Below are 24,715 nucleotides of genomic sequence, written 5' to 3'. Positions count from 1 at the left end.
AACCCGATAGGAATGAGTTTGCTTCAAAAAGAAGAAATATGAAACTTATAAGACAAATATTGTGCCATTTTTTTATCCTAAAAACGATTGGGCATATTTCCTTAAAAAGTTTTTGAAAATATTTTATGGAATCTTCTCTGTTAATACATCCCATAGTTGTAACTAAATCTTTACAACCATGAAACCATCGCTTTTTATCTTCTTAGTTAGTATTTTCTCAGTGTACGCTTGTGCGCAGCGCCGCCCTATCACTATCACAGGTACTGTATCAGAAGGAAGCACTCATGCTCCTTTGCTAGGAGTGAAGGTAGCTATCAAAGGCAAGCCTACCCTTGCTTACACCGACCTCCAAGGCGTTTATAAAATCAATGCGCATGTAGGAGATAAGTTGATTTTTTCCTTGAAAAATTATCAGTTGTTAGAAAAAACCATTTCTAAGGATTCTATTATCAATGTCCAACTCAATCGAGCGTTTACAAAACACGAGCAAATAGCAACACACCCCCAAGGCTATCCCGCTCCCAATATGTCGATAGATAGAGCAGCTTATGCCGCTCCGCTTATGAAACTGAGTTCGGAGCCTTCTACCGAAGAGTATCGCTCTATCGGCGAAAACATATTTCACAATACCCAACAAAATCCCCTTACGACTTTCTCTATTGACGTAGATAGGGCTTCCTACAGCAATGTGCGCCGTATGCTCAATCTAGGTCAATTTCCCCAAAGAGATGCCGTGCGTATCGAAGAACTGATTAACTACTTCGATTATCAATACCCCCAACCAAAGGGTGAGCATCCCGTGGCTATCAAAACAGAACTGTCAGAGTCGCCTTGGAATCCTGGCTTGCAACTTTTGCAAGTAGGTCTCCAAGCCCAAACGATTCCCGCCGATAATCTTCCCGCTTCTAATTTGGTGTTTTTAATTGATGTCTCTGGCTCTATGAATAGTGCCAACAAACTTCCCCTGGTCAAAGAAGCCTTTAAATTATTGGTCAATCAACTTCGGCCTCAAGACCAGGTAGCGATTGTGGTATATGCGGGAGCCGCTGGAGCGGTGTTGCCTTCTACTTCAGGTCACCAAAAAGCCACTATCAAAGATGCCCTCGACAAGCTATCGGCGGGTGGCTCTACGGCAGGTGGAGAAGGTATCAAACTAGCTTATCAGATAGCACAAGAACATTTTATAAAAGAAGGCAACAACCGGGTGATTTTAGCCACCGACGGCGATTTTAATGTGGGTATATCAAGCGAAGGAGAACTCCAAAAACTTATCGAAGAAAAACGAAAAAGTGGTATATTTTTGAGCGTATTGGGCTTTGGAATGGGTAATTATAAAGACAACAAAATGGAAACCCTAGCCGATAAAGGAAATGGAAACTACGCCTATATCGATAATCTACAAGAAGCTCAAAAGGTATTTGTACATGAGTTTGGGGGGACTCTGTTTACCGTTGCCAAAGACGTGAAATTACAACTAGAGTTTAATCCAAAATTTGTAAAAGGTTATCGCCTCATCGGCTATGAAAATCGAATGCTTCAAAACGAAGATTTTCATGACGATAAAAAAGACGCAGGCGAAATGGGCAGCGGGCATAGTGTGACAGCGCTCTATGAACTTATTCCTAACGGGGTAGAAAGTAAATATCTGAAACAAGTGGATGAATTGAAATATCAAAAAACAAGCCCCGTCCAAAACAATTCGGACGAAGTACTGACTATAAAACTCCGCTACAAAAAACCCGACAGCGAAACGAGTAAGCTGTTTCAAACTAGTGTTTCGAACAAACCCATCGCTTTTCAAAAAGCTTCTGCTGATTTTCGTTTTGCAGCGGCAGTGGCCGAATGGGGCTTACTTCTACGAAACTCCGACTTTAAAGGAAACGCCAACCACGAACAAATCATTGAAATAGCCCAGAAAGCTCTTTCATATGATCCAGAAGGTTATCGTTCGGAATTTGTTAGACTAGTAAAACTCTCTCAATCATTGGATACTACCATCGCTAAAAAAGAAGATTAATCACATATATCAACCAAAGAGGGAGTTGCCCACACTGATGTGTGGATAACTCCCTCTATTTGGGTGAATCAGCACTATATTATCTTAATGTACCTGTACTTGGGCTATAGATTCCCAACGGAAAACTAACACCAAGATTGATGCCCCATGAGCGATTACGGACATCGGGTATGGTGTTCATTACTTGCGTCAAGCCAAGGTTGTAACGAGCATCAAGATTGAGCCATACTTTTCTACCTATTGAGTAGTTGAGTCCTGCTCCCATAGCGGCACCTGCATCTACACCTTTGTAGGCGCGAGGATTACCTTCAGGGTTTATACTGGCGTTACTTTCATTAACTGCTTTTACCAAAAAACCCACATACGGCCCTAGCATCAACTTAGGGCGTAGTTTGTTGCCACGACCATTCAAATAATAAGTCCCCATGATTGGAATACTAATATAGTCTAAGTGAGCTTTTGACACTCCCGTAGAAGATTGTCCTCCAAGTCTAGAGTAAAGGATTTGCCCGTTTACACCGAGCCGACTTTCGCCGCTGTAATTGATAAAAATCCCCGCGTTATTGCCTGTTTTCCAGTCATTATAGAGTACATTTCCCGTAAGTCGAGAAAAATTAACCCCTACTACAGGACCGATAGATACATTTTCTTGCGCTTTGGCTTGGCGGCTATACACAGCCGCACACACGATTGATAAGCCTAAAAGAACCTTTTTCATATGTGATAAAAAGTGAAACAATTGAGATGGTAGTAGATATACCAAAAAAATTATTCCTTTTACAACTCATAGAAAATCTCCTCTTTTTGGGCAAAAAATTCCCCACACCTTGTGTATTTTAAGCAAATCGCTAGCTATTATTGTGGACTTGTAGGCCGAACTTCAATCTTACTAGGAAGAGTGCGAGGGTTCATTTTTAATAAATCAACCACAATCTGCCCAATATCTTCAGGCTGAATCTTCCATGCATCTTTTTCGGAAGGCTGATGATTATTGAAATGCGTAGCTACCGACCCCGGCATGATAGTAGTGGCTTTGATACCTTCGTTGCGCACATCAAGCATGACCGCCTGCGTAAATCCTACCAAACCAAATTTGCTGGCGTTATAAGCAGCGCCATTGGCAAAAAAGTTGGCACCCGCCAAGCTTGCTATCGTAATCAAATAGCCTTTAGATTCTTTTAAAGCATCCAAAGCAGCTTTTACACTATAAAATACCCCTGTCAAATTGATGTCGATAGTTTCGTGCCACTGCTCAAGGGTCATAGAGCCGATAGACGCAAAATGCCCCACGCCCGCATTAGCCACCAATACATCCAATCGCCCCCATTGCACAAGCACTTGTTTTACAGCCTCTTGTTGAGATTCAAGACTACGTACATCAGCCACTATACCTAAAGCATATCCTTCTCTGATTTGATTCAATGCCCCGATAGCATCTTGTACAGTTTCATCATTCCGGCCTGTTATGGCCACTCTAACACCATCTTTGATAAGCATTTCTGCGATTCCGTAGCCAATCCCCTTTGTACCACCCGTGATAAGAGCCGTTTTTAGTATTTCTGACATGATTTATTCTTTTAAGATTGTGTAATGAATATTTTGGAAGTACAACAAACCCCAACCCAAATGAAATCCCGATACATCATAATTTTAGCGTTAATAGTAGGCACTTTGCCTCAGTGGTTTATTAAAAAAGCGCCTACCAAACCTAACATTATTTATATTTTGGCAGATGATATGGGAGCAGGCGATGTATCAGCTTACAATCCAAACTCAAAATTCAAAACACCTCATTTGGACAAATTAGCCACGGAAGGAATCCACTTTACAGATGCTCACTCTGGCTCCGCAGTATGTACACCTACAAGATACGGGATTTTGACGGGCAGATATTCGTGGCGGAGTACCCTCAAAAAAGGAGTTACGTGGAGCTACGACTCGGCCATTATAGAAGACAAACGCCCTACGGTAGCCTCTTTTTTAAAACAGAATGGTTATCAAACCGCTTGTATCGGCAAATGGCATTTAGGCCTAAATTGGGCGCGAAAAGAGGATGCCACAGTACCCGTAGATTTCACTAAACCTGTCAAAAAAACGCCCAATTATTATGGATTTGACTATTCATTTATTATTCCTGCTTCTTTAGATATTCCTCCCTATGTATATGTAGAAAACGACCACGTCACTGCCCAACCCAATCGTGACACAGAAAGCAAAACCGAGTTTGGATGGTGGCGCAAAGGCCCCACTGGAGCCGATTTCAAACATGAAGAAGTGCTTGGGACTTTTATTCAGAAATCAATCCAATATATCCAAACCCATCAATCGGAGCCTTTTTTCTTATATCTTCCGTTGGCGGCTCCGCATACGCCTATTTTACCCACTGACGAATGGCGCGGGAAGTCGGGACTTAACGAGTACGGCGATTTTGTGTTGATGGTAGACCATGCCGTTGGCCAAATCCAAAAAGCACTCATCGACAATGGCTTAGACCAAAATACACTCCTCATCTTTACCGCCGACAATGGGTGTGCCCCTTATGCTGGTACGACTTTTATGGAAAAAGCGGGACATTTTTCGAGTAATGGCCGCCGAGGCTACAAAGCCGACATCTACGAAGGAGGTCATCGCGTACCTTTTATTGCCAAATGGCCCTCTCGCATCAAACCCAACACTAAAAGCGAAGAAACTATCTGCCTCACCGATTTTTTTGCTACTTGTGCCAGTATTCAAAGTCAAAAATTGGCCGATAATGCTGCCGAAGATAGCTATGATTTGACGCCTATTTTGTACGGCAAAACTTCGGTCAAAAATCTGCGCGAAGCTACCGTACACCATGCAGTGGAGGGTGCTTTTGCGATTAGACAAGGACAATGGAAACTTATTTTAGAGCCGGGTTCGGGCGGATGGAGTTTTCCCAAACCGGGTAAAGATTATGAAGGCCTCCCTGCCATTCAGCTATATGATTTGGAAAAAGACCCGCAAGAAAAAAACAATATTTATGCCCAACACCCCGAAAAAGTGGCACAACTCAAAACGCTTCTCAAAAAATATATCCAAGAAGGGCGTAGTACCAAAGGCCGTCCGCAACCCTACACCCAAGTAGCTAACTGGCCTGGACTAAGTTGGCTCTAAAAAATCTTAGGAAACAACATCGGTACACGGCGACGATACGCAAGATAGTCGTCGCCAAAGCTACTGATGAGCTTTTTTTCTTCAAAATAGATACCAATGCGCGTATAAATGTTGATGCAGGCCGCCATAATCAAGGTTGCCAAACTAGCATCTTTTAAAAACAATCCCCACACTACCAAAAACGTACCTGTATAAAGGGGATGCCTCACATAATGTAGCATCCCTGAGGTTTTTAATTGATTGGGTGCTTGCTTTTTCCAAAATAACAACCCCAAAAATTCGCCCATGTCATATTCTTTCAGGGCCAAGAAGGCCACAATCATGCCCAAAAACAAACTCATATTACCCAATACATCCACCCGAAAATCGACCATCCAAAGCCTGTCCGTAGGAAGACTACGCTGATACCACCATAAAGCAATGAGTAGTACAAAAGCGATTCCATTGTAAATAAGGCGATAATAACGGAAACTATTTCCCATTTTTTGCTGAAAGAAGTGCTTTGCCCTAGTACCTGCCAATACACTATGCAACACCCCATAAGCCGCCCAGAAAAAGATTTGAAGTAGGTAAGAGAGCATTATTTTCTTTTTTGTAAAAATACAACAATAAAGACTCTTGGGGATTATAAATCAATTTGATATTTTGCCATTTCAAATCCTTACACCTATTGTTTACAGCCCATGAAGCTTATCAAACAATCAAAACTATTTTTTAAAGAAGGCAATTCCGACAAAATTTACGAAATAGACCTATGTGAAATCAGTAATGGTTTATATGTGGTTAATTTTCGTTTTGGTCGCCGAGGGAATCCTTTAAAAGAAGGAACCAAAACCGATACACCTATAAGTTTGAATTCAGCAGAGCAAGTTTTTTTATCTCTGGAATCAGAAAAAAAACGTAAAGGTTACCAAACTCAGCAAGAGTTATCCCAATTTGAGTCAATTTCTATTGCTACAGCTTCCCGACTTACCCTATAATACCTATTCCGACAATCCTCTTGAAGCAGCTGTTTTGAAGCGTTTAAAAGGATTTATTGAAAATCAGAATTCATTCAAAACGCAATGGAAACCTTCGCGTGTCATTTGGAGAGCAGGTGAGTTGCGCCTCAAAAAAGCGGTCCCTTTTGTTTTGAGATTATTGGACAAAGGCGACGAAATGCAACTTTATTCATCTCTATGGACACTCGGACGTTGTGATGAAAAAGCAGCTTCCGCTCCCCTTAAAACTTATTTTCATCATCCAAAAGCTTCTACAAAAATAAACCGTATTGCTGGAGCAGGATTATTGCAATTAGTGGAAGGGAAAGAGCGCGAAGAACATCTCAACTATTATATTCAGCAGCTGCCAGAAGATGTAAGAAATTTATTAACCTCTTACACAGATTTGAGTAATTTATTGGAAGAAAAACTATTCGGTAAAAAGCATACAGATTATGATTTTTTAGAAACTTTGTATCTATTATCTGTTGAAGACAAATCATTAAAAAAAATCATAGTTTCTATTTTACAAAAAATACCTTTAGAAAGCGGTTATTTCCGAGCGGTGCGTCATATTTTAAAAATTGCTGAATTAAGAGATGATTTTGAAATATTGGGATTGCTTTCATACAGATTTGAGCGTTCGGTCGCTATGTATAAAAGTCCACGTGTGACCAAAACGCATGGCTATCAAGAAATTTATCGAGTAAAAGCCGAATTGCAAAAAAAGACAAGTAGTGTAGCTTATTCAGATAAAACCAAAGCCTATTTAATTCGTAAATCCCTGCGGCAGTTAAAAGAATTTGGCGAGGAAAAACGAGCAGAATATATCAAGCTTGCTATCTCCATTTTGATTTCCTACGACCCAAAAATCGATTATAAAGCGGCTTATTCAAATACAATAAGCCAATATTCTAAAAAACTTCAAATTTGGGAGACCCTTCGTAAAAACTATCCTGATTATTATGACGCTGTTTTAATGAATTTAATTTTGTATGGCGGTGGAAATCGACTCTCTTTCACGGGCAAAGTGTGGGTAAATACACAGGTAGAAACCATAAATCAGCAACAGAACTGGAATCGATATCAGCCTTCACCAAGTACACCAGCCTCACCACCGTCACCTTCCACGGATTCAGGAGGAATTTTAAATCGCGTTTTTGAGTCCATTTTTGGGTTGTTTGCTCACAAACCCTTGTCTATACCAAGCGCTACTTCGACATCCTCAAGAGAACCCCAAAATACTACTCCTCAAAAAATAAATATAGTTCGAGAGGAACTATATCCCGACCTATGGGACAAGACCCCACAAGCTTATATTCAGCTATTGCTGCAAGCCAAAGTAGACAAAATCCATCAATTCGCCCTACAAAACCTTTCACAACATCCAGATTATGAAAGCATAAGAAAAAGAATTGACTTAAAAATGATACGATTATTTCTAGCTTCTGAATACTTGATACCAGCTCGGTTTGGGTTAGGGCTAGCCAATCAACATTTAGGTATTAACCCCAATCGTTCTCTTGTTCTTTCTTTAGTCGAAAGTCCCTTGTCTGAAGCTAGAGAATTAGGATTCAAAATCATCGAAAAAGACCTCGAGAATTATTTTGAAGAAAGTATTTTTGTTAAAAACTTATTATTTTCTACATACATTGATGTTAGAATCTGGGCAAAAAAAATACTCATCAAAACACCCATTGATATCTCAAAACAACAACTATTGCTAGGGAGAGCTATTGCAGAATTATTTGAACTAGCAGAGCAAAACGACAAAAACAACAGTATTATTAAAGATGCCACTTCTATTTTATTACAAATTTGTAAAGACACCCTTATCGAACTAAACAATCAAATTCTGGTTGATTTGTTGGCAATCAAAGTAGAAGCCACTCAAATCTTTGTGGTCAAAACTATCATTCTCAAAAATACTTATCCTTCTGCTGTTATTCTTTGTTCGTTATTAATAAGTCCTTATACTTCCGTTCGTAAGGTAGGTGTCGAGCTATTGATCCAATTAGAAGAACATCTACAAGCTGACCCAGCTTATAGCTCTTTTTTAGTCAATTACCTAGTTCCTGTACTGATGAGTAAACAATCAGACGAAGCCCTTCATCACGATATTTATATGATATTGAGTACTCAACTAGTCCGATATCTTGGCGAAGTAAATTTAGTTTCTACTCTTCGATTGATCCATTCTAACTATCGTCCTGCCCAAGAATTAGGCGCGCTATTGCTAGAAAAACATGTCAATCCAAATCAGCTAAGAATGAAGCAAATCGTCGATTTGGGCAATCATGAGTTAGTGGTTTTTCGGAGATGGTGCTGCCAATATTACGAGCAAAATCTCAATCGAATAAAATTTGAACGCGAAGAAGCCCTCCAACTCTTAGATTCTAAGTGGGAAGATACCAGGCTTTTTGCGATTCAATTTTTCCGTCAAAAATTTGAGGCAGAAGACTGGTCGCCCGAGGTATTGATAGGAATCACTGATTCTACAAAAGTTGAGATAGAAGCTTTAGGGAAAGAACTCATTAGCCGTTTTTTTGAGGAAGAACAAGGCAGTGAATACTTACTCAAATTGAGCCAACATCCTAGTACAAGTGTCCAACTCTTTGCGACTAATTATTTAGAACGTTTTGCGGCAGGCGATATTACTAAACTTCAAAATTTGAATTTTTATTTTAGGTCAGTACTTACGAGAGTCAACAAGGGGCGCAGTTCTAAAGCTAGAGTGTTTCGATTTTTACATCAAGAAGCACTCAAATCGGAGGAAGCAGCGATTCTAATTTCGGATATTTTCAGAGATATCTCTGCCACTGCCTCTATTGAAGACAAAGCCACATGTATTCGCATCATGCGCGATTTACAAACTAAATTTGAGCACCTACCTCTCCCTCTAACGGTACTAGATTTTGAAGATAGAATTTAAAATATAACATTAAGTCATGGTTAGACATTATTTAGAGCTCTCGGAAGACCAAGGATCTTCACATAAATTTTATGAAGTAACCATTGATTCCACAACCGTTACGATTCGGTATGGGCGCATTGGCGATAAAGGCCAAACCCAAATCGCTACCCACAACACCCCCGAAGAAGCCCTCAAATTTGCGAATAAGAAAGTTCAAGAAAAAGCCAAAAAAGGATATGCTCCCGCAGTAATGGGAGTGCGTACAAAAAGAGCAATCACCCGCAGAACCACTGAAAGTAAGCCTTCTCTCATCAAAAACAAGCTGCCTATCCTGTGGAAGTTTCAGACAGAGTCGGCGGCATTTGGGATATACATTGATGATATCAACTGCTGGGTGGGCAACGAAAAAGGCGATGTTTTTAGACTCAATCACCAAGGAGAACTCACTTTACACCAACGCTTACCCGATAGTGTAAAGTGTATTGTGGCAGATAGTGACTGGATTTATGTGGGATGCGACGATGGCAACGTGTATGACCTAACTGGTAAAAGGCCTCGTCTGTCTTATGAAATTAACGAAAAAATTGATATTTATTGGCTTGACATCAACGATGGCTTGCTTGGGGTGTCGGATGCTAGTGGGCGCGCCACTATTATCAACTACGAAGATGAAGAGCAATGGAGCAAACAGCAAAGCGGCCGTGCCGCGTGGATGATGCGTTGTGATGAGCGTGGAAAAGTTTTTTACGGAGACTCCGCCGGAATTACGGCCTTTAATGGCCCCGATGGTAGATTTGAATGGGAGCACTATTCCACCGGAGCGGTATTGTTTGGTTGGATGGAGAACAATGCCCTCTATGTTGCCACTAGCCATTCTTTAGTACAAGTTTTCTCAAAAAATGGCATACATTTAAGAGATTATAAAACCGATGCAACTGTTTATTCTTGCGCTGCTTCAAAAGACGGCGAATATGTTTTTGCGGGAGACAACTACTCCTCTATCTACTGTTTCAACGCGAGTGGTCAACGTCTTTGGAAATTAGCTACTGGCTGTGGTTCGGCTCTATCAATGCAGTATTTTCAAGAAAAGCTTTATACAGTCACTACCGATGGAGCACTAGTATGCATTGATGCCTCCGAACATGCCATCCTCAATGCACAATCTGGTATTGTGCCTGTTTACAAAGACATCAAAGTGGCAGCTTCACAGCTTTCACCATCTATTACCATCAACGATACATTGGTTTTAGAAACTACTCAAAACCCAAATACTGGCGTACAACTCCAATGTCAGCTCGAAAATGGGCAGCTAAGAGTAAAAGTGATTTCGGAGGGATATAATAAAAATTGGCATGTTCAGTTCCCTAAAAACCTAAGGCAAGAAGGAGCCATATATATAGTTGATGAAGTACGGCAAGCTTCACAGGGAGGCTTTTACCGTGTTTTTGGAAATATTCTAAAACTACAAAACTAGCATCAGATGGCGTTTTGGGTTATCATCCTATTCAACTTAGTATTGTCAGTCAAATGCCTATTTGAGTTTTTGTTGTACCGAAGCAACAATTGTGACTTTATAAGATTTAAGGCGGGCTGGGGTTATACACTCTATTTCAAAGTCTTCAATCAAGTGCCCATTTTTCTAAACTTAATTCCTTACTGGATGGGATTAAAAGTAGAGGGGGCTTATTATTTGGGAGAGGAGAGAAAAGAAATTGATTCAACATTGAGTGGCCTACCTCTTTTCAGAAGGTTGCTTTTAGTATCCTTAAAGTTCATTATTCCTCTAATATTCTTACATTTTTTTACAGACAACAATCAGGATTACAGTCGTTTATCAAATCTATTTCACGATGTTATTTTTTTTGATGCCCCACCTACAGATATAGTAAATCTAATCAATAAACTAGGAACTAATGTAAACGTTTGCGGAATCATTGCTACCAATCTAATTCTCTTAGTAGCGGCTCCGACTTTTGCGGTACATTTTGTAGAGATACTAAGTTCCGACAAAACGCCCGCCAATTTCATTACTAATTTACTTACTGTTGGAGGTTTTTTTTACATGCTATATGCTTTCATAAAATACTTAGGTGGTTTGTTTTTTGTATTTCGAATGTTATGGGCCTTGGAAAACTTCCTAATGACGACATGCTTAATTTTAGTAGGTCAGTTTCTGTCCATGTTTTTTTTAGGTTTGGGCTTTGAATTGTATATTAGAAAATATTCTAAATGAGACATTTATATGCTTTTCAGTTATAAATATGGTGGAAACAGCTCAATAGTGAGCAACACCAACTCGGTAGGTGTATCTTTTGTGCCTGATACTCTAAGGGAACCTACTTATTTTGTGGGAAAACTCAACAAAAAAATAGCGTTTCGAGAAGCCATTTCTGCTTTGCATGATGTGGTGGTGTCTGATATGAGATTTAAACCCAAAGACAAAACCGCCTATAAAGAATGGGCTGCCCAGCAAGAAGGCTTATTTTTGGCCGAATTTTTAGAAACCTATAATGTCGAAGCTGTCAAAACACGCATTGAAGCAATTCGCAAAGAATTGCGAGGTCTAAATCAGGAACGAGACAGAATTCTAAGCCCTTTTTATAGAGCGCAGCGGCGCTATTTTGACTATCTTTACCTAAGAGACCGGGATGCTTGGATGGTGCTTGACCCCGTCATTACGGTACATCCCGATGAAGTATTTTTTGAATGTTTCAGTCAAGATGAATCTACTTACGGAAAACTTGAGTCAAGTTACAACGTTTTCAAAGAAATTAACGAATTTCAGTGTGGCACTACTAACATTGATTATTCGTCGGGGCTGTATCATGAGTTCCAAAAAATAAGAGACTATAAAGAAACTGATTTTAAAATCGACCCTACTGGATTTACTGTCAAAACTACGAACGAAACCGAATTTAAAGAGGTAAAAATTGATGTTCCTGATAGTTGGGTACGGGGGTTTTTACAGGTCAGTTCAGCCATGACCCTACCTACTACGAGTTTTGAATTACATCCGATGGATGTTTATAATATTTGCTTGTTATTGAGGCGATTTAAAGAAAAAACAGGACCAAGGTCTATTAAATTTATTTTAAAGCCCGGCGAACCTATTGTATTGCTTTTTGAGCCATTCAATAAAGAAATCGTATGCAATAGATCCATATTTAAAGGCTCAACCCCTCAAACTATAAGAGTCTGGGGAAGACGGCGGCTCTTAATTTTAGAAAGATTAATTCCTATCACTAAAATATTTACGGTACACCTACTCGGCTCAGGACTTCCTTCTTTTTTTATAGCTGATTTAGGAGACATGACTTTCACATTGGGTCTTTCGGGATGGTCAGCCAACGATTGGTCAAGAGTAGGCAATTTTGACTTAATGGCTCCGCGAGCAGAAGTCGATGGTTTTCTCTCTCAGACTATTTACAATGCTTTGCGTGAAAACTGGTACGAAAAACCTGATAATTTAGCTAAAAGACTTAATATCGATACCAAAACTGTATTAGGCGCTTTAGGAACATTTACCCAAGCAGGCAAAACCATCTTTGATTTAAACCTCGGGGTATACAGGATTCGGGAGCTTTCGCGAGACCCTTTACCCATTCACAAGTTACGATTCGACAATCCACGCGAAGAGGCGGCAAGATTACTAGTAAAAAATAATAATATTCACATAAACGCTCAGTCTTCTTCTCATGGATTATCAATGTCGGCAACGATTAAATCGGGAGGGCGTACTTTTAAACCATCACTCTTCATCGACAATGACGAACGACTCGTACAAGCTCACTGTGATTGTGACTTTTATATCAGCAACAAACTCTACAAAGGTCCCTGCGAGCATATTTTAGCAACTCGAATCGCATATATAGAAAAAAAAACACCCTCATAATTCTAAGCTTATTTTAAGATGTTCAAAACCCTTTTCGGCTTCGGCAAATCTAAAGATTCAAACATACAACCCCATCCTTCTCGTGATCCTGACCCCTCTTTTGGGAATCCTTCCGTCAACCGAGCAGCATCATTGTTATTAAGTGGGGAATTTGACAATCTTACTGAGCAATATCAGAAAAGCAAATCTTGGGAAAAAAGTTTATTGGTAGCAAACTTAGCCTTTGAGAATCAGTACAGTGCTAAAATATTAGAGTGGGTATCTGCGCAACCTGATTCGTACATATCTCATTTATTTAGAGGAGCAAACTGTGTACATTTAGCTTGGGAAAGCCGCACCGCTAAATGGGCGGAAGATGTCACTGAAGAGCAATGGGAAGGTTTTTTAAACTATTTATATAAAGCAGAAGAACACTTTCAAACCTCTCTCGAATTAAATCCTTATGAAGCTGAAACTCACGCCCGTACGATTCCGATGTATATGGGATTAAGTGACAAAGAAGCTGTTTTAAGTCATTTCCAAAGTGCGATTCAGCTAGACCCTAATCATTTCTATGCGCATTCGGCTACCCTCAATGCGCTAAAAGAAAAATGGCTAGGGTCAAAACAAGAAATGTACGAGTTTGTGGATCAAATCATTACCAACAATCCAAATCCTTTCTTTAAAAGCTTAATGCTAGAGTGTTTTATAGAAGATGCGTTGGGGTACTTACGAGAAGAAAACGGGCGCGAAAAATTGGATAATTTCCTTAAAAATGAAGATTTCAGGGCTGATTTTTTCAAATTATACAATGAATTTTCTCCTACTCAAGAACCCAAAGAAATCATCTATCCCATTCAAAACAAATTTTGTTTCTTACTGTACTTGATGAAAGAAAAGGCACTGGCAAAAAAAGAGTTTGAAAAGTTTAAAGGCCACATGAGCGCCACTCCTTGGAATTATTTGCGGGGTATCAAGACCAATAAAGACTTACAGAACCTTTTCGCATAAAGACTAGAAAAATCTGTAGAAAAGGTTTGCTAAATCAAATCAACATTTTAATTTGCACAAGCAAATCAAGAAATTCAAAATCTTGCATTCCGAAAGGAAAGAACGATGTTTCGTCGTTCGTGAAATATGACTTTACATGCATCACTAAATGCAATCTTTACTGTGAGGGCAACACCCCCATAGGGGCTTTCACAGTATGGCTTCCTTGAAGCAAAAGCCCCTATGGGGGTGCGCCCTCTTGGAGTTGATTGATTTAGTCCTGAGTATGATCGAAGAAAATTTCTTGAATTTGCTCCCCTTTCTTTGTCTTAGTGAAGAAAGGGGTTTTATTTGAATAAACACTATGTCAGAACGCCTCACCCGCCAACAAATCTACGACCGCATTCGCGAAACCTCACGCGACGAATTCATTTTTTCGGAGATGAAGCGGCTCGGATTCTGGCAAACTGATGCAGCCCAACCCCAACTTTCTGAACAACTTATTGCAAAACAGGGAGAGCTTTATCGAGAATTAAATGAACTCTCTCAAAAACAGCAACGCTATGCTAATAAACAGGCCATGCTGGCCGAAATGCGTAAGTCGCGTCTAGAAGCATCAAAAAAACGAAGAGAGGAAACAAAAGCTAAAAATGAGCAGCGTCGCCAACAAAAAGCTGAGGCGTGGAAAATTCAACAACAATACTCTATTGGATACTTAGGAGAAGGTGTTTCTGGAGGCTTGAATCAAACACAAAGCAATCTCCAGCAACTTAATACCTTAGGGCTGCCACATTTTGAAAACCCTTTTCAATTAGCTCAGGCTATGGGAGTTTCTCTAGGCCATCTTCGGTTTTTAGCTTTCAATAGAACTGTCTCTAAAATTTCTCATTATAAGCGCTTTTATCTTCCAAAAAAATCTGGCGGTAAACGATTAATATCAGCTCCTATGCCTTTATTGAAAAAGGCACAATACTGGATATTGGAAAATATACTCTATAAAATACCCTCCTCAGAGGCGGCTCATGGGTTTGTACCTAAAAAATCCATTCTTTCCAATGCACAAAACCACACGGGTCAAGAAGTAGTAGTTAATATCGATTTAAAAGATTTTTTTCCTACTATCACCTATCCTCGTGTCAAAGGTTTATATCATAAATTAGGCTATTCCGAACGGATAGCTACGATTTTGGCGTTAATCTGTACTGAGCCTGAAGTAGATATTGTAAAGATTGATAGCCAAATTTATTATACTGCAAAAAGTATCCGAAAGCTTCCGCAAGGAGCACCCAGCAGCCCCGCTATTACCAACCTTATCTGTCACCGGCTCGACCTGCGTTTTCAAGGATTAGGCCAAAAATTAGGATTCAATTATAGTCGATATGCCGACGACCTCTCTTTCTCAGCTACTAGCGAAGGTTCAAAACTCGTAGGACAATTACTTTGGAGTGTCCATAAAATTGTTGAAGATGAAGGTTTTGTCGTTCATCCTGAAAAAATAGCAGTCATGCGTAAAGGTACTCAACAACGAGTAACAGGCATTATTGTAAATGAGAAAGTGAGTATCGATCGACAAATGCTACGTAAATTCCGTGCCCTTATTCATCACATTGAGCAATCAGGCGTAGAAGGTAAAACTTGGAACAATAGTAAAAACCTAGAAGCTTCTATGAGGGGGTATGTCAACTTTGTGAGTATGATAAAACCCGAACAAGGTGCAAAATTCAAAACAAAGTTAGATACCATTTTTGGTAAAAAAGAAAAAACATCTCCCTCTATTAAAGATATATCTCCCACATCGCTCCCTTTTCAAGATTCAAATAACGACGATAAAGCATGGTGGGAGGTGGTTTAGGAGCAAGTCTATCATCAACTAATTTGAAACTTTCCCAATGAAAAACTTTTTCCAATGTGTCTTCTTCGTTTCAATTATCTCTATTGCACATAGTCAATCCTACCGCCCGCCCGTCTTTACCGACCCGGATAGGATGAAGAAAATCGAAGCTGTTTTTCCGACCATTGATAAAATCTATAAAGAATACGCCGAAAAAAATCATTTCCCAGGATTTACCTACGGAATCGTAGTAGATGGAAAGCTGGTTCATACCAATAGCCTCGGCTATACCAATCTCGCTCAGAAAACCCCCGCTTCCACTCAGTCACTTTTCAGGATTGCGTCAATGAGCAAGAGCTTTACTACCATGGCGATTTTACAGCTCCGTGATGCCGGCAAACTCAATCTCGACGACCCCGCTAGTAAGTATATCCCAGAGCTTGCTTCCATAAAGCTCCTCACTGCCGATGCTCCTGCAATTACGATTCGGCACCTTTTGACCCACGCAGCGGGATTTCCTGAAGACAACCCTTGGGGCGACCGTCAACTCGCGGATACGAACGAGGAACTACTTAAACTCCTTCAAAGCAAAATTGCCTTTTCCAATACACCGGGTATTACGTACGAATACAGCAATCTTGGAATTACGCTGTTGGGATATATCATTCAACAAGTGTCGGGTAAAACTTATCAGCAATTTATCAACGAGAATATTTTCAAACCCCTCGGTATGACGCATACTAAGTGGGAATACACCGACATTCCAGCCGATAAACTCGCCCACGGCTATCGTTGGCGCGACGGCCAATGGACCGAAGAGGCCCTGCTTCATGATGGGGCTTGGGGAGCCATGGGAGGTTTGATTACGTCAATCGAAGATTTTAGCAAATACATGGCGCTGCACTTGGCGGCATGGCCTCCCAAAGACGACACTGACAATGGCCCTCTCAAACGCAGTTCGATTCGAGAAATGCACCAACCTTGGAACATCAGCAGTTTCGCACCCCAATACAAATACCCAAGCGGTCGTACATGTGGTACAGTATCTGCCTATTGCTATGGACTCAACTGGATGCGCGACTGCGACAACCGTGTGTATATAGGCCATAGTGGTGGCTTACCCGGCTTTGGGAGCAATTGGCGCTTTTTGCCCGAATATGGCATCGGTGTAGTTTGTTTTGCCAATGTTACTTACGCCCCTACTGTACCTATTAATCTCAGGGTTTTGGATACACTTATCATCAGTGCACAGTTACAACCTCGCCAATTACCCGCTTCTGATATTCTTAAACAACGGCAAAAAGACCTTACGCAAATCTTGCCAGATTGGAAAAATGCCGAAACGAGCGGTCTTTTCGCCGAAAACTTCTTTGCGGACTACTCACTTGAAGCCCTCAAAAAAGAAGCTAATACCCTCTTTGCTAAAGCTGGAAAAATTTTGAATGTCAAAGAAATAGTGCCCGAAAATCAACTGAGAGGGCGTTATCTTATCGAAGGAGAAAAGACCACGCTATGGGTGTCATTTACACTTACGCCCGAAAGTTCACCTTTGATTCAAGAATATCATATCGGAGAAGTGAAGAAGTAGTGTTTTTGCAAAGTCGCAGACACATAAAACATTCTTTATCTGCGACTTTGTCCCTCTTCTTGGATTCTTTCATTAGATTATTTCTTCTTCCTGCTTTTGCCTAAAAAACACACTAAACCTATGCAAACTTCACGCAGGAAATTCATACGCTCAGCCTCTGTATTGACCGGAAGCAGCCTCTTTGCATTTGCTCCTTTAGAAATACTGGCAAGCCAACGCAACCGCGTATCGGCCAACGAGAAAGTACAACTGGGCGTAATCGGTTGCAACGGCATGGGTTGGTCTGATTTACGCTCACACCTTCAGCTAAGCGACGTAGAGTGTATCGCCCTTGCGGACGTGGATCAAAATGTACTCGACCGCCGCGCGGCAGACGTAGAAAAAGCGCAGGGTAAACGCCCTCAACTATTCAAAGATTACCGCAAAATGCTCGAAAACAAAGACATTGATGCGGTCATCATCGGTACTCCCGACCATTGGCATTGCCTCGCTCTCACTGATGCCTTGGCTGCGGGTAAGCATGTGTATTGCGAAAAACCACTTGCCAATTCCATTGAAGAATGTAACATCATGTTGGCAGCCGCCAAACGTTCCAACAAAATCATTCAAATCGGACAATGGCAGCGCAGTGGTTCGCATTACGAAAAAGCGATTGAATATGTGCGTTCGGGCAAGCTAGGCAATATTCGTTTAGTGAAAGTATGGGCCTATCAGGGCTGGATGGAGCCTGTTCCGGTCAAACCCGACAGTGCCGTACCGACCGGCGTAGATTATGACATGTGGCTAGGTCCCGCCAAAAAGCGACCATTCAACCCAAACCGTTTTCACTTCAATTTCCGCTGGTTTTGGGATTATGCGGGCGGCTTGATGACCGACTGGGGTGTACATGAAATCGACATTGCCTTGTATGCCATGAACGCCAAAGCCCCTAAATCTGTCATGGCTTCGGGCGGTAAATTGGCCTACCCCGACGATGCTTCTGAAACACCCGATACTCTGCAAACCGTCTATGAGTACGAAGGCTTTAATATGCTTTGGGAGCATGCTACAGGCATTGACGGTGGCAATTATGGCCTTACCGAAGGGATTGCCTTTATTGGAAATAATGGTACGCTTGTATTGCACCGAGGCGGGTGGTCATTACACCCTGAAACCCAAAATAAAAACGGTATCAAAGTTTATAAAATCGAAGATATTCCCGACCAAGCCCGCAACGGTGATTACCTCAATGACCACACCAAGAATTTTATTCAGGCCATTAAAGACAATAATCCCAAAATCCTGAAATGCGGTATTGAAACTGGCAGCGTGGCTGCTATCAATGCCCACATGGGAAATGTAGCCTACAAAACAGGCCGCAAAGTGTATTGGGATGCCACCACAGGCTCATTTAAAAATGATGCTGAAGCCAATGCACTCATTAAGGCTCATTATAACAACGGCTGGCAGTTGCCAAAAATATAGCAACGTAAGAGTACAAAGAATCCCCCTGCTGCACTCTTTGGGATTTAGACCGACATAACGGAAAGAATTTAGAAAATGAGGCGCAAAAGTGATAACTTTGCGCCTCATTTTGTTTTCAACCCCATGACTGAACGTTACCTTCAACGGGGCGTATCGGCTTCAAAAGAAGACGTACACCGTGCCATTGCCAATCTCGACAAAGGGCTTTTCCCTAAGGCATTTTGTAAAATTGTGCCTGATACCCTCGCTGGTAATCCCGACTATTGTACTATCATGCACGCCGATGGCGCTGGCACCAAAACCTCTCTAGCCTATTTGTATTGGAAAGAAACAGGCGATTTGTCGGTATGGCGTGGTATTGCACAAGATTCGATTGTGATGAATACCGATGATTTGATTTGCGTGGGAGCAACGGGTCCGATGTTGATTTCCTCGAGTATCGACCGCAATAAAAACAAAATCCCGGGAGAAGTCATTGCCGAAATCATCAATGGTACCGAAGAAGTACTAGAAATGCTCCGCAGCCACGGCGTTGAAATATATAGTACTGGTGGCGAAACCGCCGACGTAGGCGATTTGGTACGCACCATTACCGTCAACAGTACGGTGATTGCGCGGATGAAACGTGCGGAAGTAATTTCAAACGACAACATTCAAGCCGGCGATGTCATTGTAGGGTTGGCTTCCTTTGGACAAGCTACTTACGAAAACACTTATAATGGCGGCATGGGAAGCAATGGCCTTACTTCAGCTCGTCATGATGTGCTTGATAGCTACCTTGCTCCCAAATACCCCGAAAGCTTTGACCCTGAAGTACATAGTTCGCTGGTTTATAGTGGTTCCAAACGCCTCACTGACCCCGTACCCAATACGCCTGTCAATGTCGGCAAATTGATTCTCTCTCCTACTCGTACTTATGCGCCCGTTGCCAAAACGCTCTTAGATGAGCTTCGGCCACAGATACATGGGATGGTGCATTGCAGCGGTGGCGCCCAAACCAAAGTCCTGCATTTTATTGATAATCTGCACGTTATCAAAAACAACCTGTTCCCTATTCCTCCGCTTTTTAAGCTTATCCAAGCAGAAAGTGGTACGAGTTGGCAAGAAATGTATAAGGTATTCAACATGGGTCATCGCCTAGAAGTATATCTTCCAGAAACCTATGCCCAACACGTCATTGAGATTGCACAATCATTCGGAATTGATGCCCAAGTTATTGGTCGTGTAGAAGCCAATGAAGGCAAAAAAGTGACCATTCAGAGTGAATTTGGGGAGTTTGTTTATTAGAAATTTCTTCTCTAATCTCTTGCCATGCTATCCCACAGAAAGCAACGATAGCATGGCATTTTATAAGGACTAGGGTTTTACATTTACTTAGCGCGCCAAGAGCGAATGCCCAAAGCGACTCCTACTATCATCAAAATCCCTCCCAACGCTATACACACTACCCCGCCTCCCCACATGCTCCAAAATCCCATGATTTGAGCCTCTGAAGGCGAAAGTGGGTTATAAACTACATCTACGATTTCGCCTATTTCATAAGCCGCTGGTGTACTCCCCGCTGGGGAGCGAAAAGTTTGGGTTTGCCCCTCCAAAGTAGTGAATTTTACTACTGGAAAAAGTGCGCTTTTCTTCTTTTTTCCTATTTTATTTCGTTCAACCGTAGTCAGTTCTATCACCTTCCCCTTTGCTGTTTTGGAAGTGCCCAAAAACTTTTCTTGCGAAGCATACCACTTCCATCCTGCCACTAAAAAAAGGGCACCTATCACAAAAAAGACAAAGGCAGCAACTGATTTGGAGGATTTACGCATTGGTTAGGGTTTTATAGGGCGGCGACTTCTTCTCATTGGATTCGGCATCCGATAGACACTTCCACTGTCTTGGTGCATTTTAAAGTTAGCATTGGGCATATTGTCATTGGATTGCGCCAACAGAATGGGCATATTATCCTTATTGGAATAGGCTATGCTCGAATCCTGCGAAAAACGATATTCCTTGGACGAATATAATTTGGGATACGCCTTTTGGGCTTTTAAGGGTTTGGAGGGAATTCTCAATTCTAGCTTTTGGGCCCAAGCTACCGAGACTCCCAGTACTAAAAAACAAGTAAGAATTATTTTCATGACCCTAATGGTTAAGTTCACAACAAATATATAAAGTTTTGTTTTATATCAAATCAGTTCAAAGCAACAAATGAAAATTAAGTATTTTTACTCTATATTGTATATCAAAAAAAATACTTTTTTTGCAACTTCAAAACTTAACCTCTAACAGCCATGCCTTTAGCCGTCGCCTTGTCCAAAATTTCGTTTCTTTCGCCACAATGTCAATCTGCGGTACGTGATGTTTCACATACCTTATCTTATAAAGCAGGTCGCTCTTTGTTAATTCCAGGTCAAGTAAATGAGAAATTATATTTTGTAAAAACGGGACTTATACGTGCATTTTATGATACAGAGACACACCGCGAAGTAAGTATTTGGTTTGAACAAGAAGGTGGATGGGTACTTTCCGTACAGAGCTTTTTAAGACAAATACCTTCTTATGAATATGTCGAATTGTTGGAAGATAGCCAGCTAATCGCCATCCAATATGAAGATTTACAAAGATTGTTGGCGCAATACCCCGAACTCAATCTGCCTTTTAGGTTAATTTTTGAAAATATTCTTATCTCTTACGATAACCATCTCCAGCTTTTTCGGGAAAAAGACGCTCTTAAACGTTATCAAGGTTTTTTGGAGCTTTACCCTCGATTAGCCTGCCGTCTTCAGGTAAAGCACGTTGCTCAATTTCTCAATCTTGCTCCAGCTACCCTTAGTCGAATCCGAAAAAAATTATACGAGGCATACTAATTGATTCTAATCAATCCATTTTTTAATTTGAGTCAAATCTAAGCTCGTCTCTTTAATTTTCCTTTGTATACGAAAAAGCCCCGCATCTGTTTGGCGACCGAGCGGAGCTTTTCGACAGTTCAAACAATGTTCAATCATTTAAACCAAGGTAAAATTATGAAAAAAAACCGACTTCGGCATCTTTCAAACGCATTGTTTATTATTTTACTTACAGGGGTTTCGTGTAGTCGAGAATTATTAATAACTCCTCTAACTTCAATTGGAGAAACCACTTCAGATGAAGTCACAATTGAGAGAGCAAAGGTTATTTACGAAAATTCCTTACAGACTAACAAAATCTCTTCGAAAGCAAGAAAGAAAGCCCGTGAAGAAAGCCCCGATTGGGAAAGAGCAAAAAAACTTAAATTCAAGGGAGGACGAAAAGCACTAGTTGTTCCTGTTTTTGAAATGCCAGAATCTATTACTTTGACTAAGATTGATGCGGAGCCAGATAAGGGCAAATTGAACCTTTCAGAATTAGTCACCCCTCTACAATTAGTACTTTATAAAGATGAAAAGGGAACAGAAATATTGGAACGAATGTATAGTAAAGCAGACCCAACGTATCAAAAACGAAAAAAGAACAAATCAGAAGATCGTGATTTTACAGGTATGCACTGGTTTGAAGATAATGAAGGGAATTTTAAAAGAGGATTTGTGTATGAGGATGGGAATTTAATAAAAACCTTACTGCCAAAAGTAAGTGGTGGGAAGGCTAATTTACGTACAACATGCCAAACCACAACTTACACCACCACAATCAATTATTATTCGGTGGCTTGTGTTACAGGGTATGGTTGTGGTGATCCTGTCTATATGTATTCAGAAACCTATAGTTATACTGTAAGTACTGGAGATTGCCAAAGTAAACACGACATCGACTACTCTCCTTACGACAATGGCGGTGGGGGTGGATGGGGTAGCAGTACTACTAATGAAGACCCACTTGAAGAGGGATGGGCAGTACCCGAAGATAAAATTACTGCTTTTTTACAATGGCTAGGAAGCCTAAATGAGGCAGAAGCTAAATGGGCAAAGGCCAATCCAACAAAAGTTGCTGCTGCATGGGGCAATAAAAAATTAGCTGAGAGTACGGCTCAAAGTTTATTTATGTGTGAAAAAAATGGAGTACAATATCTTGATATAGATGGCACTAATCAAAATGCGTTTAAACACGCGTATTGGAATGCACTAAACTTCAGAAGTTTTGGCTCATCAGAAGCAAAAATCATAGGTGATAATCATGAAAGTGAAGACATGTTTAGCTTAGACGCACAAATGGATTTATGGAACAATCAACTTGGCCGCAAAGTGGCTGAAACCTGTGGCTGTGGAGGGGTACTATTACGTCAGAAAGTTTTGGAGGCTATATACAATAAGCAAGGAAAGCGCCTTTCGATAGGTACAAGCGGTGTAAAAAAAGGCAGTTTAATTCCAACCAGTTCCGCAACCAGTTTTTGCAATGATAATTAAAAGAGTTTTTATCGGCATTTTGTTGGTATTAGTAGGATGCGAGCGAAAAGATATAATAGTGAAGCACATCATCACAGATTTTTCTAAGCCTCAATCTTTATTTTATACCATACAAAGAGAGCAAAGTATAGTGGAGTATAAAGTTAAAGGAACTTTAGCTGGAACTGTGGGCTTTTACGAAGGAAATTGCTTTGACAAAAACGAGTTTTCCTCATATAATAGTGCCAAAAACCTTAGTGAGATTGACAGTAGTGATCTAAGAGAATACATGAAAATTTTTGCTGATTCTATCATTGCTAAGGGCGGGTGTGAAGGTACTCAAGCTGGGGCTATGTATTGTTTACAATTCATCCCTGGCACAGCCAAAAAGGGCAAAATAGAAGTAGTCTTTCGAGAACATGGGTATGGGTTTTAATACTTTTCACAAATGCCCCCAGGTTACTTATTGAGTAGTTTGTGGGGTATTAAGTCCCTAACAGCCAATGATAATTAAAAGGTTTCTTATCGGCATTTTATTCGTACTTATGGGATGCGAGCGGAAAGACATCATAGAGACGTATGTTTTTGGCGATATGACCAAAACCCAGTATTTCTTTTACAAAATCCAACGAGAGGATAGTATCGTGGATATAAATATAAAAGGATACATGGATGGAAGTTTGGGGTTTGGCAAAACTATTTGTGGTGATACGACAGAATTCAAAGCAAGTCAGATACCCATCAGCGTAGCACCGCCATTCGATAGCATTAACAAAAACACTCTTTCCATTCACTCAGATTCAATTAATATTAAAAGGGTTGAAGAAGGTACTCAGGCAGGACTTTTTATTACATTGGGGTTCATTCCTGGAACAGCCAAAAAGGGCAAAATAGAGGTCGTCTTTCGGGAACATGGATATGGATTTTAAGGCTTTTCACAAATGCCCCACAGGTCGTTTCTGGAGTGGCTTGTGGGGCACTAAGTACCTAAGAGGCAATGATAATTAAAAGAGTTTTTATCGGCATTTTGTTGGTACTGATGGGATGCGAACGAAAAGACATAATAGAAGCATATACCTTCACTGATATGACCAAAACCCAGTTTTTCTTTTACAAAATTAAGCGGGAGGATAGTATCGTAGATATAAACGTAAAAGGATACATGGATGGAAATTTGGGTTTTTTGGGTATAGGGCTTTGTGTCGACACTACTGAATTTAAGGCACGTAAAAGACCCATTAAATTAGATAGTCTAGCTAGGCAACAGTACCCTGTTTATACAGATTCGATTAAAGTTAAAGAAGTAGAAGAGGGAACTCAAGCAGGCCTTATTCTTGCTTTAGAATTCGTCCCCGGCACAGCCAAGAAGGGCAAAATAGAGGTCGTCTTTCGGGAACATGGATATGGGTTTTAAGCCTAAGCTGGAACACAACGATTACACCCTTTTGAGCAATATGGGAGTGTACGCTGAACTGTGTCAGGATTTTAGTTTTGCCTTTTCAGCCTCCGAGGTAATTTTCTCTGTCAGCTTGTAATCTATCGCCAAATTTAATGTACAATTGCGACATGGCCAACCCCCAAT

The 24,715-nt window shown here is 40.7% G+C and carries 22 protein-coding genes; 17 read left to right on the top strand and 5 right to left on the bottom strand.

Annotation, left to right across the window (positions count from 1 at the left end; translation table 11 throughout):
* Nucleotides 1-178: 178 nt before the first annotated feature.
* Complete coding sequence (locus tag P1X15_RS27045; protein ID WP_277341261.1) at nt 179-2,017, top strand: von Willebrand factor type A domain-containing protein; 1,839 nt, start codon at nt 179-181, stop codon at nt 2,015-2,017.
* Between the two features lie 79 nt (nt 2,018-2,096).
* Here the strand turns inward: P1X15_RS27045 and P1X15_RS27040 are convergent, their stop codons facing one another.
* Nucleotides 2,097-2,735 (bottom strand): porin family protein, encoded by a 639-nt coding sequence (locus P1X15_RS27040; RefSeq protein WP_277341260.1) that lies wholly within the window; start codon nt 2,733-2,735, stop codon nt 2,097-2,099.
* Nucleotides 2,736-2,872: 137 nt separating this feature from the next.
* Complete coding sequence (locus P1X15_RS27035) at nt 2,873-3,583, bottom strand: SDR family oxidoreductase (RefSeq protein WP_277341259.1); 711 nt, start codon at nt 3,581-3,583, stop codon at nt 2,873-2,875.
* A gap of 60 nt (nt 3,584-3,643) precedes the next feature.
* Here P1X15_RS27035 and P1X15_RS27030 point away from each other — a divergent pair, with 60 nt between their 5' ends.
* Entirely contained in the window at nt 3,644-5,152 is a 1,509-nt protein-coding gene (locus tag P1X15_RS27030) for an arylsulfatase (RefSeq protein ID WP_277341258.1), read from the top strand.
* Here the strand turns inward: P1X15_RS27030 and P1X15_RS27025 are convergent.
* Nucleotides 5,149-5,733 carry an isoprenylcysteine carboxylmethyltransferase family protein gene (locus tag P1X15_RS27025; RefSeq protein WP_277341257.1) on the bottom strand — a complete coding sequence of 195 codons (585 nt, stop codon included), beginning with the start codon at nt 5,731-5,733 and terminating at the stop codon, nt 5,149-5,151. The two genes, P1X15_RS27030 and P1X15_RS27025, sit on opposite strands and share 4 nt — an antisense overlap.
* A 102-nt stretch (nt 5,734-5,835) precedes the next feature.
* On the opposite strand from P1X15_RS27025, the gene P1X15_RS27020 reads away from it, so the two are divergent.
* The 10 genes from P1X15_RS27020 (at nt 5,836) to P1X15_RS26975 (ending at nt 20,077) form a co-directional block, all read left to right on the top strand.
* The gene (locus P1X15_RS27020) at nt 5,836-6,132 is read left to right on the top strand and encodes a WGR domain-containing protein (RefSeq protein ID WP_277341256.1); all 297 of its coding nucleotides are present in this window, start codon (nt 5,836-5,838) and stop codon (nt 6,130-6,132) included.
* Nucleotides 6,089-9,064, top strand: a complete 2,976-nt coding sequence (locus P1X15_RS27015) for a hypothetical protein (RefSeq protein WP_277341255.1) — start codon at nt 6,089-6,091, stop codon at nt 9,062-9,064. Before P1X15_RS27020 ends, P1X15_RS27015 begins: the two co-directional genes overlap by 44 nt.
* A 16-nt stretch (nt 9,065-9,080) precedes the next feature.
* A complete protein-coding gene (locus P1X15_RS27010; protein WP_277341254.1) occupies nt 9,081-10,520 on the top strand; it encodes a WGR domain-containing protein in 1,440 nt (479 codons plus the stop codon).
* Nucleotides 10,521-10,706: 186 nt separating this feature from the next.
* Entirely contained in the window at nt 10,707-11,279 is a 573-nt protein-coding gene (locus tag P1X15_RS27005; RefSeq protein ID WP_277341253.1) for a hypothetical protein, read from the top strand.
* Between the two features lie 9 nt (nt 11,280-11,288).
* Complete coding sequence (locus P1X15_RS27000; protein WP_277341252.1) at nt 11,289-12,938, top strand: SWIM zinc finger family protein; 1,650 nt, start codon at nt 11,289-11,291, stop codon at nt 12,936-12,938.
* Between the two features lie 18 nt (nt 12,939-12,956).
* Nucleotides 12,957-13,928 carry a DUF4034 domain-containing protein gene (locus P1X15_RS26995; RefSeq protein WP_277341251.1) on the top strand — a complete coding sequence of 324 codons (972 nt, stop codon included), beginning with the start codon at nt 12,957-12,959 and terminating at the stop codon, nt 13,926-13,928.
* A gap of 343 nt (nt 13,929-14,271) precedes the next feature.
* Nucleotides 14,272-15,759, top strand: coding sequence for a reverse transcriptase domain-containing protein (locus tag P1X15_RS26990; RefSeq protein ID WP_277341250.1), 1,488 nt, complete (start codon nt 14,272-14,274; stop codon nt 15,757-15,759).
* A 37-nt stretch (nt 15,760-15,796) separates the two neighbouring features.
* On the top strand, nt 15,797-17,326 hold the full coding sequence (locus tag P1X15_RS26985) for a serine hydrolase (protein WP_277341249.1): 1,530 nt from the start codon (nt 15,797-15,799) through the stop codon (nt 17,324-17,326).
* A 120-nt stretch (nt 17,327-17,446) separates the two neighbouring features.
* Entirely contained in the window at nt 17,447-18,790 is a 1,344-nt protein-coding gene (locus P1X15_RS26980) for a Gfo/Idh/MocA family protein (RefSeq protein WP_277341248.1), read from the top strand.
* A 123-nt stretch (nt 18,791-18,913) separates the two neighbouring features.
* Nucleotides 18,914-20,077, top strand: a complete 1,164-nt coding sequence (locus tag P1X15_RS26975) for an AIR synthase related protein (RefSeq protein ID WP_277341247.1) — start codon at nt 18,914-18,916, stop codon at nt 20,075-20,077.
* Nucleotides 20,078-20,160: 83 nt separating this feature from the next.
* Here the strand turns inward: P1X15_RS26975 and P1X15_RS26970 are convergent, their stop codons facing one another.
* Together P1X15_RS26970 and P1X15_RS26965 are read right to left on the bottom strand one after the other, a co-directional pair.
* Nucleotides 20,161-20,601 (bottom strand): DUF3592 domain-containing protein, encoded by a 441-nt coding sequence (locus P1X15_RS26970; RefSeq protein ID WP_277341246.1) that lies wholly within the window; start codon nt 20,599-20,601, stop codon nt 20,161-20,163.
* Between the two features lie 3 nt (nt 20,602-20,604).
* On the bottom strand, nt 20,605-20,913 hold the full coding sequence (locus tag P1X15_RS26965; protein WP_277341245.1) for a hypothetical protein: 309 nt from the start codon (nt 20,911-20,913) through the stop codon (nt 20,605-20,607).
* Nucleotides 20,914-21,066: 153 nt separating this feature from the next.
* Here P1X15_RS26965 and P1X15_RS26960 point away from each other — a divergent pair, with 153 nt between their 5' ends.
* The 5 genes from P1X15_RS26960 (at nt 21,067) to P1X15_RS26940 (ending at nt 24,547) form a co-directional block, all read left to right on the top strand.
* Nucleotides 21,067-21,642, top strand: a complete 576-nt coding sequence (locus P1X15_RS26960; protein ID WP_277341244.1) for a Crp/Fnr family transcriptional regulator — start codon at nt 21,067-21,069, stop codon at nt 21,640-21,642.
* Between the two features lie 156 nt (nt 21,643-21,798).
* Nucleotides 21,799-23,154 (top strand): DUF6973 domain-containing protein, encoded by a 1,356-nt coding sequence (locus tag P1X15_RS26955; RefSeq protein WP_277341243.1) that lies wholly within the window; start codon nt 21,799-21,801, stop codon nt 23,152-23,154.
* A complete protein-coding gene (locus P1X15_RS26950; RefSeq protein ID WP_277341242.1) occupies nt 23,144-23,569 on the top strand; it encodes a hypothetical protein in 426 nt (141 codons plus the stop codon). Before P1X15_RS26955 ends, P1X15_RS26950 begins: the two co-directional genes overlap by 11 nt.
* A 67-nt stretch (nt 23,570-23,636) precedes the next feature.
* Nucleotides 23,637-24,062: a hypothetical protein gene (locus tag P1X15_RS26945; protein ID WP_277341241.1), complete on the top strand. Its 426-nt coding sequence runs from the start codon at nt 23,637-23,639 to the stop codon at nt 24,060-24,062.
* Between the two features lie 68 nt (nt 24,063-24,130).
* Nucleotides 24,131-24,547 carry a hypothetical protein gene (locus P1X15_RS26940; RefSeq protein ID WP_277341240.1) on the top strand — a complete coding sequence of 139 codons (417 nt, stop codon included), beginning with the start codon at nt 24,131-24,133 and terminating at the stop codon, nt 24,545-24,547.
* The last annotated feature ends 168 nt before the right edge of the window (nt 24,548-24,715 follow it).

It is taken from the genome of Runella sp. MFBS21 (genome assembly GCF_029433105.1).
Classification (GTDB): domain Bacteria; phylum Bacteroidota; class Bacteroidia; order Cytophagales; family Spirosomataceae; genus Runella.
This window is presented reverse-complemented; position numbering and strand designations above follow the sequence as displayed.